Annotated in this window: 18 protein-coding genes; 17 read left to right on the top strand and 1 reads right to left on the bottom strand. The window is 46.0% G+C overall.

The window, feature by feature from the left end; translation table 11 throughout:
• The first annotated feature begins 1 nt into the window (after position 1).
• The 9 genes from H7198_RS04230 (at position 2) to pepT (ending at position 6,631) form a co-directional block, all read left to right on the top strand.
• The gene (locus tag H7198_RS04230; RefSeq protein WP_274458538.1) at positions 2-502 is read left to right on the top strand and encodes a dihydrofolate reductase; all 501 of its coding nucleotides are present in this window, start codon (positions 2-4) and stop codon (positions 500-502) included.
• A gap of 9 nt (positions 503-511) precedes the next feature.
• A complete protein-coding gene (locus tag H7198_RS04235) occupies positions 512-1,363 on the top strand; it encodes a DegV family protein (protein WP_274458539.1) in 852 nt (283 codons plus the stop codon).
• Positions 1,364-1,385: 22 nt separating this feature from the next.
• Positions 1,386-1,961 (top strand): YpmS family protein, encoded by a 576-nt coding sequence (locus tag H7198_RS04240; RefSeq protein WP_274458540.1) that lies wholly within the window; start codon positions 1,386-1,388, stop codon positions 1,959-1,961.
• Positions 1,951-2,178 (top strand): YozE family protein, encoded by a 228-nt coding sequence (locus H7198_RS04245; protein WP_274458541.1) that lies wholly within the window; start codon positions 1,951-1,953, stop codon positions 2,176-2,178. The genes H7198_RS04240 and H7198_RS04245 overlap by 11 nt, the downstream gene beginning before the upstream one ends.
• Before the next feature lie 13 nt (positions 2,179-2,191).
• Complete coding sequence (ylqF, locus tag H7198_RS04250) at positions 2,192-3,037, top strand: ribosome biogenesis GTPase YlqF (protein WP_274458542.1); 846 nt, start codon at positions 2,192-2,194, stop codon at positions 3,035-3,037.
• Positions 3,030-3,794, top strand: a complete 765-nt coding sequence (locus tag H7198_RS04255) for a ribonuclease HII (protein WP_274458543.1) — start codon at positions 3,030-3,032, stop codon at positions 3,792-3,794. Before ylqF ends, H7198_RS04255 begins: the two co-directional genes overlap by 8 nt.
• Before the next feature lie 113 nt (positions 3,795-3,907).
• Positions 3,908-4,597 carry a tRNA (adenine(22)-N(1))-methyltransferase gene (locus tag H7198_RS04260; protein ID WP_274458544.1) on the top strand — a complete coding sequence of 230 codons (690 nt, stop codon included), beginning with the start codon at positions 3,908-3,910 and terminating at the stop codon, positions 4,595-4,597.
• Positions 4,594-5,385: a Nif3-like dinuclear metal center hexameric protein gene (locus H7198_RS04265; RefSeq protein ID WP_274458545.1), complete on the top strand. Its 792-nt coding sequence runs from the start codon at positions 4,594-4,596 to the stop codon at positions 5,383-5,385. Before H7198_RS04260 ends, H7198_RS04265 begins: the two co-directional genes overlap by 4 nt.
• 10 nt (positions 5,386-5,395) lie before the next feature.
• Positions 5,396-6,631 carry a peptidase T gene (gene pepT, locus H7198_RS04270; protein ID WP_274458546.1) on the top strand — a complete coding sequence of 412 codons (1,236 nt, stop codon included), beginning with the start codon at positions 5,396-5,398 and terminating at the stop codon, positions 6,629-6,631.
• A 67-nt stretch (positions 6,632-6,698) separates the two neighbouring features.
• Here the strand turns inward: pepT and H7198_RS04275 are convergent, their stop codons facing one another.
• Positions 6,699-6,881 (bottom strand): YjzD family protein, encoded by a 183-nt coding sequence (locus tag H7198_RS04275; protein WP_091501581.1) that lies wholly within the window; start codon positions 6,879-6,881, stop codon positions 6,699-6,701.
• Between the two features lie 194 nt (positions 6,882-7,075).
• Between H7198_RS04275 and H7198_RS04280 the strand changes: the two genes are divergently transcribed.
• The 8 genes from H7198_RS04280 to H7198_RS04315 all read left to right on the top strand — a co-directional run bounded on the left by H7198_RS04280 (position 7,076) and on the right by H7198_RS04315 (position 16,827).
• A complete protein-coding gene (locus H7198_RS04280) occupies positions 7,076-10,468 on the top strand; it encodes a DNA polymerase III subunit alpha (protein WP_274458547.1) in 3,393 nt (1,130 codons plus the stop codon).
• A 95-nt stretch (positions 10,469-10,563) separates the two neighbouring features.
• A complete protein-coding gene (gene pyk / locus H7198_RS04285; RefSeq protein ID WP_274458548.1) occupies positions 10,564-11,970 on the top strand; it encodes a pyruvate kinase in 1,407 nt (468 codons plus the stop codon).
• A gap of 92 nt (positions 11,971-12,062) precedes the next feature.
• Positions 12,063-13,064 carry a PhoH family protein gene (locus H7198_RS04290; protein ID WP_274458549.1) on the top strand — a complete coding sequence of 334 codons (1,002 nt, stop codon included), beginning with the start codon at positions 12,063-12,065 and terminating at the stop codon, positions 13,062-13,064.
• Positions 13,064-13,546: an rRNA maturation RNase YbeY gene (gene ybeY / locus H7198_RS04295; RefSeq protein WP_274458550.1), complete on the top strand. Its 483-nt coding sequence runs from the start codon at positions 13,064-13,066 to the stop codon at positions 13,544-13,546. The genes H7198_RS04290 and ybeY overlap by 1 nt, the downstream gene beginning before the upstream one ends.
• Positions 13,524-14,078 (top strand): diacylglycerol kinase family protein, encoded by a 555-nt coding sequence (locus H7198_RS04300; protein WP_274458551.1) that lies wholly within the window; start codon positions 13,524-13,526, stop codon positions 14,076-14,078. The genes ybeY and H7198_RS04300 overlap by 23 nt, the downstream gene beginning before the upstream one ends.
• A gap of 3 nt (positions 14,079-14,081) precedes the next feature.
• Positions 14,082-14,993: a GTPase Era gene (gene era, locus H7198_RS04305; protein WP_274458552.1), complete on the top strand. Its 912-nt coding sequence runs from the start codon at positions 14,082-14,084 to the stop codon at positions 14,991-14,993.
• Positions 14,994-15,073: 80 nt separating this feature from the next.
• The gene (gene recO, locus H7198_RS04310; RefSeq protein WP_274458553.1) at positions 15,074-15,865 is read left to right on the top strand and encodes a DNA repair protein RecO; all 792 of its coding nucleotides are present in this window, start codon (positions 15,074-15,076) and stop codon (positions 15,863-15,865) included.
• Positions 15,862-16,827 (top strand): asparaginase, encoded by a 966-nt coding sequence (locus H7198_RS04315; RefSeq protein WP_274458554.1) that lies wholly within the window; start codon positions 15,862-15,864, stop codon positions 16,825-16,827. Before recO ends, H7198_RS04315 begins: the two co-directional genes overlap by 4 nt.
• The last annotated feature ends 14 nt before the right edge of the window (positions 16,828-16,841 follow it).

Below are 16,841 nucleotides of genomic sequence, written 5' to 3' on the forward strand. Positions count from 1 at the left end.
TATGGCAGTATTAAGAATGGTTTGGGCCGAAGACGACCAACATGCCATTGGTAAAAATGGCACATTACCTTGGTCTTTACCAGCCGATTTGGCACACTTTAAATCGGAAACAGTAAATAGTACGATGTTAATGGGACGTGCCACATGGGATTCCATTGGACGTCCTTTACCAAAGCGAAAGTCGGTCGTACTGACTAGGCAGCAGGATTTTAACCCTGGTTTTGATTCAGTTACTGTTGTTCATTCTTTAGATGAATTAAAGGAACTGATTAAAAACGAGTGGCAGCAAGATCAGCTAGTCACTGTTGCTGGTGGTGCCCAGCTTTATAAAGCCTTGATGCCAATGGCAACGGAGTTATCCGTGACAAAGGTGGCGGGTGACTTTGACGGTGATACATTTGTAGAACCAATCGATACATCGATTTTTGAATTAACTAATAAAGAAGAATTGACTGATAATGGTCAAGCGATTCAATTTTTAACGTATATGCGTAAGGCTTAGGAGGCAGTGATGAGTAAGGTAAAGATTGTAACTGATTCAGGTGCACGTTTTTCAGAATCAGAATTGAAGGAATTTGATATGCAAATCGTTCCTTTGTCAGTTGAGATTGATGGCACGATTTATCAAGACGGTGTCAGCATCACTTCTGAAAAGTTCTTGGACTTGATGAAAGAAAGTAAGGAATTGCCTCATACCTCACAACCATCAATTGGTTCCTTTCAAGAAGCTTACGAGAAGGCAGCGGATGGTGATGAAGATGTTGAAATCCTTTCTTTGCACATTTCATCAGGGTTGTCTGGTACTGTGAACGCTGCTAGCCAAGCATCTGCACTTGTCCGTAACAAGGTGGTCGCCTTTGACACACGTTCAGCCGACCGTTCGGAAGCCTTTGTTGTTTTGGCAGCGGCACGTGTTGCTGCAGCTGGCGGAAGTATGGAAGAAGTGCTCGCGGCAGCTGAAAAGGCTCGTGATGAAACTTATATTTACTTGTCATTCCGTACACTAGACAACATGGTTGCTGGTGGTCGCCTTTCAAAGACACAGGGCTTGATTGGAAACTTGTTGAATATCAAGGTTGGGGCCTTTGTCGATAAGGAAGGAAAAGTCGATGTTGCGGTTAAGGGCCGTGGTATGAAGACTTTGAACAAATTTAACGACGATGTGATTGAAAAGATGAAGGGCTTCAAGACAATGAAGCACATTGGTGTGAGTCACGCCGGTATTCCTGAAGAAGCACAGGCTTTGGCTGACCGTTTGAATGAAATCTGGCCTGATATTGATATCTTGGTATCAACCACATCACCTTTGATTTCAACACACACTGGATTGGGCGCTTTGGCCATCTTGTTTGAAGCAGAGTAAAGAGTAGTAAAAGGGGTTTGTCATGAAGAAGCACCGTTCCGTTTGGTTTTGGTTCTTTTGGTTATTAATAATTGCAATTTTGTCCTTTGGGGCCTATACGGCTTACTTAGCGATGATGCCTACCCGGACAAACTTTAGTACGACAACACCTAGTCAGAATACGAAGATTGATTTGACTTTAAATCGCGACCAATTGAACGCCTTGGCTAAGACCTACTTAACCGATGATTCAAATGGTAAGTACCAGGTTAAGGTGAACTCTGATAACGTGGTAGCGAACACAACGGTGACGATCTTTGGTCAGAAGTTGGATGCCCAATTAACCATGGACCCAAAGACAACGGATGATGGAAACATCATTCTGGCCGTTCAAAAAGTCGAACTCGGCCGTTTGGATTTGCCTGTTAACGTTGCGATGGGCTACATTAAGGCTATGTATTCAGGCCCTAAGGGTGTGTCAATTCAACCGGATCAGCAGCAAATCGCCCTCGATTTGTCTAAGTTGACGAACAAGAACGGTTGGACAGTTCGCGCTGATCAATTTGATCTGAAAGAGAATCGTTTTGCCTTTACAGGAGTAATGCAGAATGCCCAGTAAATCGAGAAGCTTTTATGGTTGGCTAATGACGAACCGTAACCCCGTAGCAGCAGATGAGATTCAACAGTTTGCGAATAATGCCTTTTTAGATGCTTCCTTTCCTAAGCAGTCAATGGATTTTGATGAAATTTCCGAATACTTAGAAACGAGCACCTCATATTTAATGTCGATGACGATTTTTGATGAAGCTTGGGCCGAGTACCAGGCTTCTCGTTAGTTAGGAGGAAGTGATGGGACAAAATATTCAATGGTATCCTGGCCACATGGCCAAGGCCTTCCGTTTGATGCGCGAGAATTTATCACTAGTTGATATTGTTTTTGAGCTGGTTGATGCTCGTATTCCAATGTCATCACGGAATCCTGAAGTCGATAAGTTAATTGAAAAGAAGCCCCGTTTATTGGTGATGACCAAGGCGGATTTGGCTGACCCAAAGGAAACGGCGGCCTGGAAGGCGCACTTCGAAAAGCAGGGCTTGGCTGTTGCTGTCTTGGATACGCGTGGTCCAAAGACTGCCCAGTATATAACGAAGGCGGCAAAGGACGTTTTGGCTGATAAGCTGGAAGCGCAAGAAGCCAAGGGGATTAAGGACCGACCAATTCGCGTGATGTTGGCCGGTATTCCAAACGTCGGGAAGTCGACTTTGCTCAACCATTTAGTTCAAAAGAACGTTGCCATTACAGCTAACAAACCCGGTGTGACCAAGAAAGTTGCCTGGTTAAAGACCTCAACTGGCTTGCAAATTTTGGATTCGCCCGGAGTTCTCTGGCCAAAGTTCGAAGACCAAAAGATTGGTCAGCGCCTGGCTTTGACTGGTGCCGTTAAGGACACCATCTTTGCGAAGGATGATGCGGCATTGAACTTGCTGGCATTCTTCCGTGATTATAATCAAAAAGCCATTATTGACCGCTACCACTTGAACGATGATGCTTTTGATCTATCAGACGTTGATTTGCTCTTGGCTATTACTGCTAAGCTTGGCTTTAAGGATGACTACGAAAAGGCAGCCATCCGTATGCTAAACGACCTTCGTTCTGGCAAGTTGGGTCGATACACGTTGGACCGAGAATATGACTGAGACGATTGCGATAATTAAAGCGGCCTTAAAAGAGGCGGCCTTTGACGATGTCCGTTTAGCGGAATGGCGGACGGACGAACGGGCTGGTGTCAAAGCAGCCTTGAAGTCCTTTGACCGCCGGATTGAAAAGGAAGCGAAGCAGAAGGCGGACTTCATGACCCGTTTTGCTTTTGAATCCGAACTCTGGGAACAGGGCTATCAAGCTATTGCTGGTATTGATGAAGTAGGACGTGGGCCTTTAGCTGGTCCGGTTGTCGCGGCTTCCGTGATTCTACCAGCTGACTTTGACGCCTATGGCGTTATTGATTCCAAACAGTTGTCAGAAAAGGTTCGTGATGAATTGGTTCAGTACATTAAGGATGAAGCCATTGCTTATGGTATCGGCATCGTTCCGGCTGAACGAATAGATGAAATTAACATCTATGAAGCCAGTCGTGAGGCCATGAAGGAAGCTGTTTTGGGCATGAAGATGCCAGCAGATTACCTCTTAATTGATGCGATGGTAGTTGATCTACCAGTTCCGCAAACGAAGTTGATTAAGGGCGATGCCCGGTCGAACTCGATTGGGGCGGCATCAATCCTGGCTAAGGTGACCCGTGATGCCATTATGGTAGCCTATGATAAGGAATACCCGGGTTATGACTTTGCGCATAACGATGGCTATGGAACGAAGGCGCATTTGGAAGGATTAGCTAAGCTTGGTCCTTGTCCAATTCACCGTCGGTCCTTTGCACCCGTTAAAAAGTTACTTTCGTAAATAAAACCGCTTAGGCGGTTTTTTAATTTGTTTCTAATTTAGTCTTGTTGTAAAAGATACTGAACAGTATAATAAAGAAAAGTTCAGTCAAATGATTTTGAAGGAGAATCTTCATGCCCCAAGTAAAATTGAGCCCCCGCTTAGAGGCGGTTGCGAATTTAGTGGATACAAAAGCCAAAGTCGCCGATATTGGCTCCGATCACGCCTACCTGGCTACCTACTTGGTTGAACAGGGGAAGGTTGCTGAAGCCATCGTTGGTGAAGTAGCAGTTGGACCGCTAGATAACGCCAAACATACGGTCGCAACACAGGGACTGGGTAAAAAAATTGACTGTCGCTTAGCTGATGGCTTGGCCGCTGTTTCCAAGGAAGATAGTGTTGAGACCGTTGTCATTGCCGGAATGGGTGGCTTGCTCATTAAGAAAATTCTGAATGATCAAAAGGATTTAGGGCCGTTTCAACAGTTGGTCTTGCAGCCAAATACCGATCAGGACGCGGTGCGCGCCTGGTTAGTGGATAATGGTTACGCCATCGTCAAAGAGCAAATGGTCGAAGAGGGTGAGCACCGCTACGAAATCATTGTCGCCGAACCAGGTCAACAGACTTTGTCAGCTGATGACCTTACCTTCGGGCCTTTCTTACGTCAGGAACAGGGACCTGTTTTCCAGCAAAAATGGCAGCATGAACAAAGCCGCTTGCAGCTTGTTCTTGACCGCTTGAAGGAAGCGGGACAGGTAGACAATCCGAAATACCAAGAGGTATTGAAAAAGGTTGAAAAGATTCAGGAGGTGCTTTCAGCATGATTTTAGCTGCTGATTTAATTGAAAAAATCGAAGCTTTTGCACCAAAAGAGCTAGCCGAAAAGGGTGACCCGACCGGTTTGCAAATTGGCGACCCTAAACAGGAAACTCACCGTGTGATGACGACCTTGGATGTTCGTCCTGAAACAGTGGCAGAAGCTATTGAAAAGAAGGTGGACTTCATTTGGGCCCACCACGAACCACTTTTCTTCCCAGCGAAGAATTTGGACTTATCCAATCCACAAAATAAGATGTATGCCGATTTGATTAAGCACAACATTGTCGTCTATTCATCCCATACAAACTTGGATGCTGCCGAAGGTGGTTTGAACGACTGGCTTTGCCAAGCCTTTGATATTCAAGATGCCCACCCATTGGTTGCCGAAGAAGGCAATGGCAAAACCGGACTTGGGCGTGTTGGTTCACTGCCAAAGCCGGTTAAGATGTCGGACTATGCGAAGCAGGTAAAAGCAGCCTGTGGTGTTGCGGCAGTTCGGTTGATTGCGAATGACCCGGACCAAGAAATTCAAAAAGTCGCCGTTCTTGGTGGCGACGGCGGTAAGTTCTGGTCGATGGCGCAAGCCGCTGGCGCCGACCTGTACATCACGGCGGACTTGTATTACCACGTCGGTCACGATGTCTTAGCCGAAGACTTTGCCGTACTCGACCCAGACCACCACATGGAAGCCTTGGCTAAGGAGCCGATGGTCGGAAAAGTCCAGGAGTGGTTTGGTGCCGAGCTAGAATCATTTATTAGTGAAGTAAATACAGACCCATATTGTTATTTATAGGAGGTTTATCATGTCAACGAAATACCCAGAATTAATTAACCGCTTTTTGCGTTTTGTAAAAGTCAACACACGTTCAAATGAAGAGTCCGAAACAACGCCATCTGATCCAAAGGAAGTCGCTTTCTTGAAGGAACTTTCAGAGGAACTCCGTTCACTTGGTTTGTCCGATGTTCAAACAATGCCTGATGGTTACGTTTTTGCGAAGATGCCTGCTAACATTGATAATGCTGATGTGCCAACGATTGGCTTTATTTCACACGTTGATACAGCCGACTTCAACTCTGAAAACATTCAACCACAGGAAGTTCACAACTATGATGGTCAATCCGTTATCAAGTTGGGGGACTCTGGCTTCACTTTGGACCCAAAAGACTTTCCAAATTTGAAAAATTATAAGGGCCATGATTTGATTACGACCGATGGTCGTACTTTGCTTGGTGCCGATGATAAGGCGGGGGTTGCTGAAATCTTTGCTTTGATTGACTACTTGAATGCACACCCTGAAGTCAAGCACGGCGCCTTGTCATTTGCCTTTGGACCTGATGAAGAAATCGGGCGTGGTGCTAACAACTTTGAAGTGAAGGCATTTGGTGCGGACTTCGCCTACACCGTTGATGGTGGACCACTTGGTGAATTGGAATGGGAAACTTTCAACGCCGCTGGTGCAAAAATTTCAATTACGGGACGTAATGTTCACCCTGGAACGGCCAAGGATACGATGGTCAACGCCTTGCAGTTGGCCATTGATTTGCACAACGCTTTGCCAGCAGATGAACGTCCAGAAAAGACGGAAGGCCGTGAAGGATTCTTCCACTTGTACGCTTTGAACGGAACACCAGACGAAGCATCAATGGGCTACATTATTCGTGACCACGATCGAGAAGCCTTTGAAGCGAAGAAGAACCTTCTGATTGTGGCAGCTGATGAATTGAATGCCCAATTCGAAAACCCACGAATCAAAGTGGACGTACAAGACCAGTACTACAACATGGGTGACGTTTTGAAGGACAAGCAGGAATCAGTTGTCTTAGCTGAATCTGCCATGAAGGCCTTGAATATCGAACCAAAGATTGAAGCCGTTCGTGGTGGAACGGATGGTTCAAAGATTACCTTCCTTGGATTGCCAACACCAAACCTCTTTGCCGGTGGTGAGAACATGCACGGTCGCTTTGAATATGTATCAAAGCAGGTCATGGAACAGGCGACGGATGTCTTGCTTGAAATTGTTCAAGAAGCAGCCAAGTAAATAAGAATAGAAAAAGGACTTTTTGAAGCGAGATGCCTCAAAAAGTCCTTTTTAAATCTTTTAAATTTTACTGAGCGGTCTGGCTGTCCTTTGAAAGGGCAGGGACAACGACAACAGCAAGTTCTCCGATAATAACAGTTACTAGTGCTGACATTGCAGGGTTAAAAGTGACACTCGTCATTTGACCAACGAGGTAGCCGAGGATTAATCCGAAGAATGCTGACCAGATTGCGGTAACGATATAGCGCATTTTTTCACCACCTTTTTTATTTAATGCCAATCTTACGCCTATTTTAGAATTGGTCAAGCAACAGAAATGAATTTTCGTCTAGGAAAAGTCGGGTGACCGGTTCGGACAATAGGAAACTTCACGGTTTTTTAAAGATATGAGAACAAATTTTCGGTATAATAAAAGCAAGATTTGACACGCTTTGGGAGGTTGCCATGTACGCACCATTACAAGTGAAAAGTGCTTATTCACTCTTGCAGAGTCCAAGCAGCATCCAACAGATTGTGGATACAGCAAAGGCCCGCGGCTACCAAGCGGTCTCAATAGCGGAACAAAACGTGATGTACTCCTTCGTTGACTTTTACAAGGAAGCACAGGAAAAGAACTTAAAGCCGGTCTTCTCACTGCAATTGATGGTGAATGGCTTAGTGAACCTGGCAACGACTTTCCCAATTTTGCTGACGGCCTACAACCAGCAGGGCTATCAGAACCTGATTGAGCTTTCTTCTAAGAAGATGACCTTAGAGGATGACGAGCCGATGACGCTTGCCATGTTAGCGGAGCATTTGGACGGACTGGCAGTCACTTTAACGCCTGAATCTGAGTTGGGTCAGTTGATTTCGATGAGTGATCCATCCACCAAGAACTACCTGGAGAACTTACTCAAGTTAACTGGGCAACCAGGTAGGCTTTACCTTGGAATTTCTCCTAGCCTGTCCTTTGTACAGCAAAAGTCGCTGACGGCCTATGCCAGTGAAAACAATCTTGCGTTGATTGCCTGGGACCGGGTTGACTACCTAAATCCAGAGGACACCTTTACGACTCAGGTTCTGCGTGCGGTGAACGCTGGAACGGTCTTAGAAAACCTAGGACCTCTTTCCCATGAAAAGGGTGCTTTCTACTTGAAGGAGCAGGCGGAACTCGCTCAATCTTACCAGCAAACCCTTGAATTGAAGAAGGCTTATGAAAATAACGAAGCTCTGATTGACGCCGTTGATGTGTCGTTGACTTTTAAAAAGCCGGCATTACCCGTTTATCAGCAAGATACTGGCCTATCTTCAGCGGACTTCTTAAAGCAGTTAGCCCAGGCAGGCTTAAAACGCCGCTTAACTTTGGCTGGTGTTCAAAACGTGCAGCCCTATGTTGAACGTTTAGAGGGTGAATTGTCCGTTATTATCGACTTAGGCTTTGCTGATTATTTCTTAATTGTTTGGGATATCTTGAAATTTGCCCGTGACCATCAAGTGCAAACAGGGGCTGGTCGTGGCTCCGCTGCCGGCTCTTTGGTCGCTTACTGCCTAGGCATTACAAATGTTGATCCATTACAGGCTGGTTTGCTCTTTGAGCGTTTCTTGAATCCTGAACGTGCGCAGATGCCCGATATCGATATCGATTGGCCCGATGACCGACGGGATGAACTGCTGGCTTACTTGCATGACAAATATGGCCACGCCGACTTTGCCCAGATTATTACCTTTGGTACGTTAGCGGCGAAGCAGGTTCTTCGCGATGTCGGCCGTGTCTTTGGCTTGGATGCTAAGGAACAAAAGAAGCTGACAGATACTATTCCAGCCGGGAAGAACGGCCGCAAGGTTAGTTTGGATGAAACCCTGGCTGACCCTAAGAATCGCTTAGAACCAGCTGTGTCAAAGCATGAGTTTGGGAAGCTACTGCTTCAAACCGCGCGCAAAATGGAGAACTTGCCTCGTAATTATTCAACCCACGCGGCAGGAGTTGTTTTGTCTGACAGCCCACTAACGGAGACGCTACCCGTTCAGCGTGGAAACGATGGTTATTTGATGACGCAACTTCCAAAGGGACCGGTTGAAGAACTGGGACTGTTGAAGATTGATGTCTTGGGTCTAACGACCTTGAAGATTCTGGCAAAGGGGATTGATTTAGCTCGTCCGGTTCTGGGCGACGACTTTGACATCAAGAAAATTTCCTTTGAGGATAAAGACACCCTAGCGCTCTTTGCGGCTGGGCAAACCAACGGCGTTTTCCAGTTTGAATCAGCCGGTATGCAGCGGATGTTACGACGGTTAAAGATTGACCGCTTTGCTTTGATTACAGCCTCGACGGCTTTGTACCGTCCAGGACCCAGTCAGCACATTGAAACCTTTATTAAGCGTCGATTGGGACAGGAGAAGGTGCCGGTAACGGACCCAGTTGTCGACCGAATTCTAGCTGAAACCTATGGCATCCTGGTTTATCAGGAACAGGTGATGCAGGTGGCGGAAGTTTACGCTGGCTTTACACTAGCTCAAGCGGACTATCTGCGCTCAGCCATGTCGAAGAAAAAAGTCCAGCAGATGAAGCAGGCAAAAGAGGCCTTTTTAAAAGGGGCTCTTGAAAAGGGTCATAGTCAACAGGAAGCGGAGCAGCTCTTTGATTACATTGATCAATTTGCCAATTACGGTTTCAATAAGTCACACGCAGTGGCCTATTCAGAACTGTCGTTTTCCTTGGCCTACTTGAAGGCCCACGCACCTTTGGCCTTTTACACAGCTTTGTTGAATGCTCACCAAGGTGGGGCAGCGAAAGCACAGGGCTATTTGCAGGAAGCTAAGCGTCGCGGCGTCAAAGTCTTAGGACCCGACGTCAATCAATCAGAAGCCGATTGGTCAATTGAAGGCGGTGCCTTACGGATGGGACTCGGCAATATTTCAGGATTGCCAACGCCATTCATCCAAGATTTGCTGGCTATTCGTGAGCAGGTCGGTGAATTCAAGACCATTCAATCCTTTGTTTTGGCTTTGCCGGATAAGTGGCGGAAGCAAAAGGTTCTGTCCTTACTGACTTTTGCAGGGGCACTGGACCGATTTGGCTACAACCGTGCCGAATTGATTGAGAACATGGATGACTTGCTGACGGCGGCAGCCTTTGGTGAACAGGTGCTGAAAGAAACGAAGATGCGCCAGGTGCCAGACTTTGGGCTGGTCGAACGCTTGCAAAAGGAAAAGGAAGTGCTTGGCTTTAATTTGTCGGGTCATCCGACAGAAGCTTTCCAAGAAGTTTACGATGCTGGTAAAGTCAAAAGCATTGCGGAGCTGTCTGAAAACCAGCAGGTGTCGATTTATGGTTTGATTAAGCAAGTCAAAGTCATTAAGACCAAGAAGGGGGACCAGATGGCCTTCCTTTCGGTATCCGATATGACAGGCTCTGTCGATGTTACTGTTTTTCCAAAGACCTATGAGCGACTGGCTGATCAATTAAAGATTGGCCGTGTCTTCCAGATTTCTGGTAAGACCGAAGTGCGACAGGGACTGTCCTTAATCGCAAACCGTTTGGTAGAAGTAAACTCAAACGACGGCAACGACCAAAGGCAGCAGGAACAGTTAACACAAGCAAAGGCTGATCAAGAGCCTTCAGAGGGAACTTGGTTCCTTCGTTTGACCGATGAAAAGTCCGAGGTTGAGCAGAAGGCGGCCATTTGGGAGCTGATGAAAAAACATCCCGGTCCGAACCTAGTGACCCTTTATTGGTCGGCTACGAAAAAAAGGCAAAATTTGCCAATCCAATTTGGATTAGCTGGTAAAAGTACTGTTATGGCGGCTTTGAAAGCGCTTTTGGGCGAAAAAAATGTCGTTTTTAAACAAAAAGCTTAGATTCTAGCTTGTGAATTTGCTGCCTTGTGTATTACAATGTCTTTAGGAAGTTGTTTGAAGCAACTCACCAAGATATCAAAGGAGCAGATTTACCCATGAAAAAGACGAAAATCGTCTCAACACTTGGTCCCTCATCAAACGATGTAGATACCATTGTGAAGTTAATTGAAGCTGGTGCTAACGTATTCCGTTTCAACTTCTCCCACGGTGATCACGAAGAACACTTGGGCCGTATGCAAAAGGTTGCAGAAGCTGAAAAGATTACTGGCAAGACAGTTGGACTTTTGCTTGACACTAAGGGTGCCGAAATCCGTACAACTAAGCAAGCTGATGGTAAGATTCAATTCACCACTGGTGACGTATTCCGTATCTCTATGGATGCTAACTTGGAAGGTACACACGACAAGATTGCTGTTACATACCCAGGTTTGTATGATGACGTTAAGGTTGGCGGAAAGGTTCTCTTTGATGATGGTTTGCTTGGAACAACTATCATGGAAAAGGATGACGCAAACCGTGAATTGGTCGTAAAGGCTGACAACCACGGATTGCTTGGATCACGTAAGGGTGTTAACGCACCTGGTGTTTCAATCAACTTGCCAGGTATTACTGAAAAGGATGCCGATGACATCCGCTTCGGTTTGGATCACGAAATCAACTACATCGCGGCTTCATTCGTTCGTAAGCCTGAAGATGTTTTGGATATCCGTGCCTTGTTGAAGGAAAAGAACATGGAACATGTTCAAATCATTCCTAAGATTGAATCACAAGAAGGTATCGATAACTTGGATGCTGTCTTGGACGTATCTGATGGTTTGATGATTCCTCGTGGTGACATGGGTGTTGAAATTCCTGCAGAAGATGTTCCTCTTGTGCAAAACGAAATGACAGCAAACATGAACAAGCGTGGATTGCCAGTTATTACTGCCACTCAAATGCTTGACTCAATGGAAGATAACCCACGTCCTACACGTGCCGAAGCAACTGACGTTGCCAACGCCGTATGGAACGGAACTGATGCTACTATGTTGTCAGGTGAATCAGCTAACGGTGAATACCCAGTTGAAGCCGTTACAATGATGGCTAAGTTGGACGAAAAGGCAGAAACTGTTTTGCCTAAGTACAACCGTCACAAGGATACTTTCTATCCAAACGACGACATCGAAGCTGCTGCTTACTCAGCTGCACGTTTGGCTGACTCTGTTGATGCCAAGGCCGTTGTTGTCTTGACTGAATCAGGTTACGAAGCACGTATGCTTTCAAAGCACCGCCCAATGGCACCTATCTTCGCTTTGACTAACGAAGAACGTGTACAACGTGGTTTGACTTTGAACAACGGCGTATTCCCAATCTTGGAAAAGAACGCTATCAAGTCAGCTGACGAATTGGTTGCTGAATCTAAGAACGTTGCTAAGGAACAAGGCGTTGCCGTTTCAGGTGACAAGATTGTTGTTATGTCTGTTGCTAAGTCAGCAAACAACGTTTCAGTTGAAACTCTTTAATTTTTAAAGCTGTTTCACTCAAAAGTCCGACTCTGTCGGGCTTTTTTTGTGTTAAAATTAAGAAAGTTCCAAGCAAATGAGGGATATGATTTTTGACAAAACAGAGTGAAAAGATTTTTACCTTTCAGAATATTGAGCAGCAAAGCGTTTTAACCGGCGCTAACGATCAGCTGCTCGTCTTAATTGAAGAAGCACTGAACGTTTCTCTCCATGTTCGTGGTTCACAGGTAGTCATTGCCGGAGAAGAGGCCGACCTAACGAAGGCCTATGCCGTTTTGGATGTCTTGTCTAAGCTTGTTAAGAAGCAGGTTTCGATTAGTCCAGCTGACGTGGTTTCAGCGACAACCATGGCTAAGAAGGGAACTTTGGAGTACTTCTTAGATTTCTACCAGGAATCGATTATTCGAGATAATAAGGGCCGTGCGGTTCGTGTTAAAAATTACGGACAACGTCAGTATGTTTCGGCGATTAAGCATAATGATTTAACCTTTGGAATTGGTGCTGCCGGTACTGGTAAGACCTTCTTAGCAGTGGCCATGGCCGTAGCTGCTTTGAAAAAGGGTGAGGTTGAACGGATTATTATTGCCCGTCCAGCCGTTGAAGCGGGGGAGTCACTTGGTTTCTTGCCTGGTGATTTGAAAGAAAAAGTCGACCCCTACATGCGACCTATTTACGATGCCATGAACACCTTAATCGGTGCGGATCACGTGGAGCGTTTAATTGAACGTGGCGTATTGGAAATTGCGCCTTTAGCCTACATGCGTGGGCGTACACTAGATGATGCCTTTATTATCGTCGATGAAGCGCAGAACACGACGAACTCGCAGATGAAAATGGTGCTAACCCGTTTGGGCTTCCAGTCGAAGATGGTCGTCAACGGCGACCCATCTCAAATTGATTTACCAAAGGGTGTGAAGTCCGGCTTATTAGCCGCGAAAAAGATTCTCAAGGGATTGAACCGAGTTGAATTTGTTTACTTCGACAGCCAAGACGTTGTTCGTCACCCAGTGGTCGGTCAAATCGTGACGGCCTACGAAGAAGCAGACGAAAAATTAAAAGCATTGAAAAAAGCACGTGAAGAAGGAAAATCATAATGGATTTAGCGATTATTGATCAAACCAAGGACGGGGTGACACAGTTCCACAAGGACCTGGTTACCTACGTTTTAGATTATGCTGGTAAGTATCTAGAACTGCCAGACAACACGGAAATGTCTGTGACTTTTATGAATAACGATGCCATTCAGACCTATAACCGTGACTACCGTGGTTTAGATAAGCCAACGGATGTTATCTCATTTGCCATCGAAGAAGACGGTGATGATAGTCCTGTCTTAGCTGATGAAGAAATGGATGCTGAGATTGCGAAGAACATTGGTGATATCTTGGTTTCAGTTGATATTATTCAGAGCCAAGCAGAGTACCTTGGACACTCCTTTGAACGTGAACTAGGTTTTTTGGTTGTTCATGGCTTCTTGCATCTGAATGGCTACGACCACATGCTTGGCGAAAAAGAAGAAAAAGAAATGTTTGATTTGCAGAGGAATATTTTAGATGACTATGGACTCCGACGCTAAACGCAGCGAAAACCTACAACGTGACGAACTGGCTCGCTTTCAAGATGAGTTAGATCAATCGGAGAAGGTTCAACAGCAAAGTCAGCAGAAAGAAATTTCTGATGAACACGGACGGGAAACGGGACGAAACCGAAACTTCTTTAAATCGCTCTTTAACGCGATTAAGGGGATTTTATTAGTCCTTGTCCGTGAACGAAACATGCGTTTCCACGTTGGCTTTGCCTTGATTGTGCTAGCCGGTGGGCTCTACTTGGGGTTGAACCGTTCGGAATGGCTCTGGGTCGTGATTGGCGTGTTCTTAGCCATTTATGGCGAATTTGTTAACACCGTTGTCGAAGCGGTGATTGATTTGATGGTGGATAAACGCTACCACCCCTTGGCAGGTCTTGTTAAAGATGTGTCAGCCGGTATGGTGCTAGTTTCTGTGGCTGCTGAAATGGTTATTTTATTCTTAATCTTCCAGCCACACCTCTGGCACTTCTTCGGTATCGAAACAGATTTCTCACGCTTCATTCACCGTTTGAAAGGATAATTCATGACTAAAGAAGGATTTAAATCAGGTTTCGTTGCTATTATTGGACGACCAAACGTCGGGAAGTCGACTTTGTTAAACCGTATTGTTGGTGAAAAGATTGCCATCATGTCGAACAAGGCCCAGACAACTCGTAACAAGATTCAGGGAATTTATACGACCGATGACGCACAGGTGGTCTTCATTGATACACCGGGTGTTCACAAGCCCCAGAACTCATTGGGTGACTACATGGTTAAGTCAGCTTTCTCTGCCTTGCACGAAGCCGATGCTATCTGGTTTGTGGTGGATGCTTCTAAGAAACGTGGCGCTGGTGACAACTTCATCATTAACCGTTTGAAGGATGTTACGAATACGCCCATCTTCTTGTTGATTAACAAAGTGGACTTACTTAAAAAGGAAGAACTCTTTGAAGTTATCAAGACTTATCAGGAAGATGCGCCCGAATGGACGGAAATTTTCCCAATTTCTGCGACAGAAGGTGACAACGTGCCTGAATTGTTGGACACGGTTATCGCGGACTTGGACGAAGGGCCTCAGTACTTCGATGCTGACCAGTTAACGGATCACCCTGAGCGTTTCGTTATTTCAGAATTGATTCGTGAAAAAGTCTTGCAGTTAACACAGCAGGAAGTGCCTCATTCGGTGGCTGTCGTTATTGATAAGATTGAAACGGCCGACGATGGCATTGTTCATATTCAAGCTTCCATCATCGTTGAACGTCCAACACAGAAGAACATCGTGATTGGAAAGCAAGGAAAGATGATCAAGCAAATCGGAACTCGTGCCCGTAAGGACATCGAGCGTTTGCTTGGTTCACGTGTTTTCTTGGAGACCTGGGTCAAGGTTGAAGAGCGCTGGCGTGACCGCCCTCAAGCTTTGCAATCATTGGGTTACCGTAAGGACGACTTTTAAAAGATATAAGATTTTGCGGCTGGTCGCACAACTGGCCGCTTTTTCGTACATAAACATGCTAAAAGGAAGAAGAGAGGGTCATGGCACTGATTGAAGGCTTAATATTACATACAACCGCCTACCGGGACAATGATTTACTGGTCAAAGTCTTTACCAAAGACGCCGGCATTATCACGGCCATGGCCCGGGGTGCTAAGAAGCAAAAGTCCAAGTTAGCACCTGTTGGACAGGCCTTCACCTGGGTGGTGTTTGACGGTATCTATCCGAAGAACCAGCAGGGGCTGGGCTTTATCAATTCCATTCAAGAGAGTCGAATTTATAAGAACGTGGTGACGGACTTAACGGCTGCGGCTTACGCGGCACTGATTGCCAAGGATTTAACCGTGGCATTTGACGAGAACGTTCCCCAGCCTGAATGGTATGAGAAGACCCTGGCAGCCTTTAAGCAGTTAAATGCGAAAAAGGACCCACAGGTGGTGGCTAACATTATGGAATTGCAGTTACTACCGGTTTTTGGGGTTTCACCGAACTGGGTTCGTGACCCCTTATCCGGTGCCGAGACAGGGGACTTTGATTACTCCGATAAGTACAACGGGATTATCGAGAAATCCCACTTTGATATGGATGACCACCGGCTGCACTTGGACCAGAAGACGGTCTACTATTTACGACTCTTTTCGACCATTGATATTAGCAAGTTAGGTTCGGTGACGCTATCGCCGATGACCAAACGAGGTATTCAGCGCGTTGTCGATTATTTATACGACCAGCAGGTCGGCTTTCAACCAAAAGAAAAACGTTTTATTCAAAAAATGGCAGCCTTTGAGGGACAATTACAGATTAAGCCACGTAAGAAGGAGAGTGACTCATGAAGAAAATTTTAGTTTTACATACCGGTGGAACCATCGCCATGCATGCTGCAGAAGATGGTGACGTAGAGGTTGGCTCAATCAATCCACTGAATCAAGCACAGTTTGATTTTCCTGCCGTTGATTTAGAGATTGAGAACCCCTTTAACATCCCCTCTGAGCACATTACACCAGAACACATGCTCACACTCTACAATCGTTTAAAAGACGCTGAGAAGGACTATGACGGCGTTGTGATTACGCATGGAACGGACACACTCGAAGAAACATCCTTTTTCTTGGATAAGACCCTTGATTTGACCATTCCAGTTGTCATGACCGGGGCCATGCGTTCTTCTAACGAACTGGGTTCTGACGGTCTCTATAACTTCCAGTCAGCCTTGCGCGTGGCCATGGATGAAGAGGCGGATAATCGTGGGGTGATGGTCGTTCTAAACGATGAAATTCACGCTGCTCGCTTTGTCACCAAGACCCACGCCACGAACGTGGCGACTTTTGCATCCCCAATCTCTGGACCAATGGGTATGATCACCAAGCGGCAGATTATCTTCTTCTACGATTTGCCAAAGACCATGACCTACCCAATTGCCTCGGTTACTAAGAAGATTCCCGTTATGAAGGCCTACGCTGGAATGGACGGACAGATTCTTTCGCTCTTTGCTGAAACCGAGCACATCGACGGGATTATCATTGAAGCGCTGGGAGCCGGAAACTTGGGTGAAGACGCCGCCCGTGGGGTACAGGAACTCTTGGACGCCGACATCCCCGTTGTTATTGTTTCCCGTTCCTTTAACGGATTGGCTGAACCTGTTTATGATTACCTCGGCGGGGGAATTCAATTGGAACGCGAAGGGGCAATTTTTGCCCGGGCAGTAAATGGGCAAAAGGCCCGTTTGAAGCTGTTAATTGGACTCGAAAACGGCCTTTCAAAGAAGGCCTTGAAAGACTTTTTGAACGAATTCTAAGGAAGCGCGCTATA

Source organism: Fructobacillus sp. CRL 2054 (genome assembly GCF_028764065.1).
In the GTDB taxonomy this organism is placed as follows: Bacteria; Bacillota; Bacilli; order Lactobacillales; family Lactobacillaceae; genus Fructobacillus.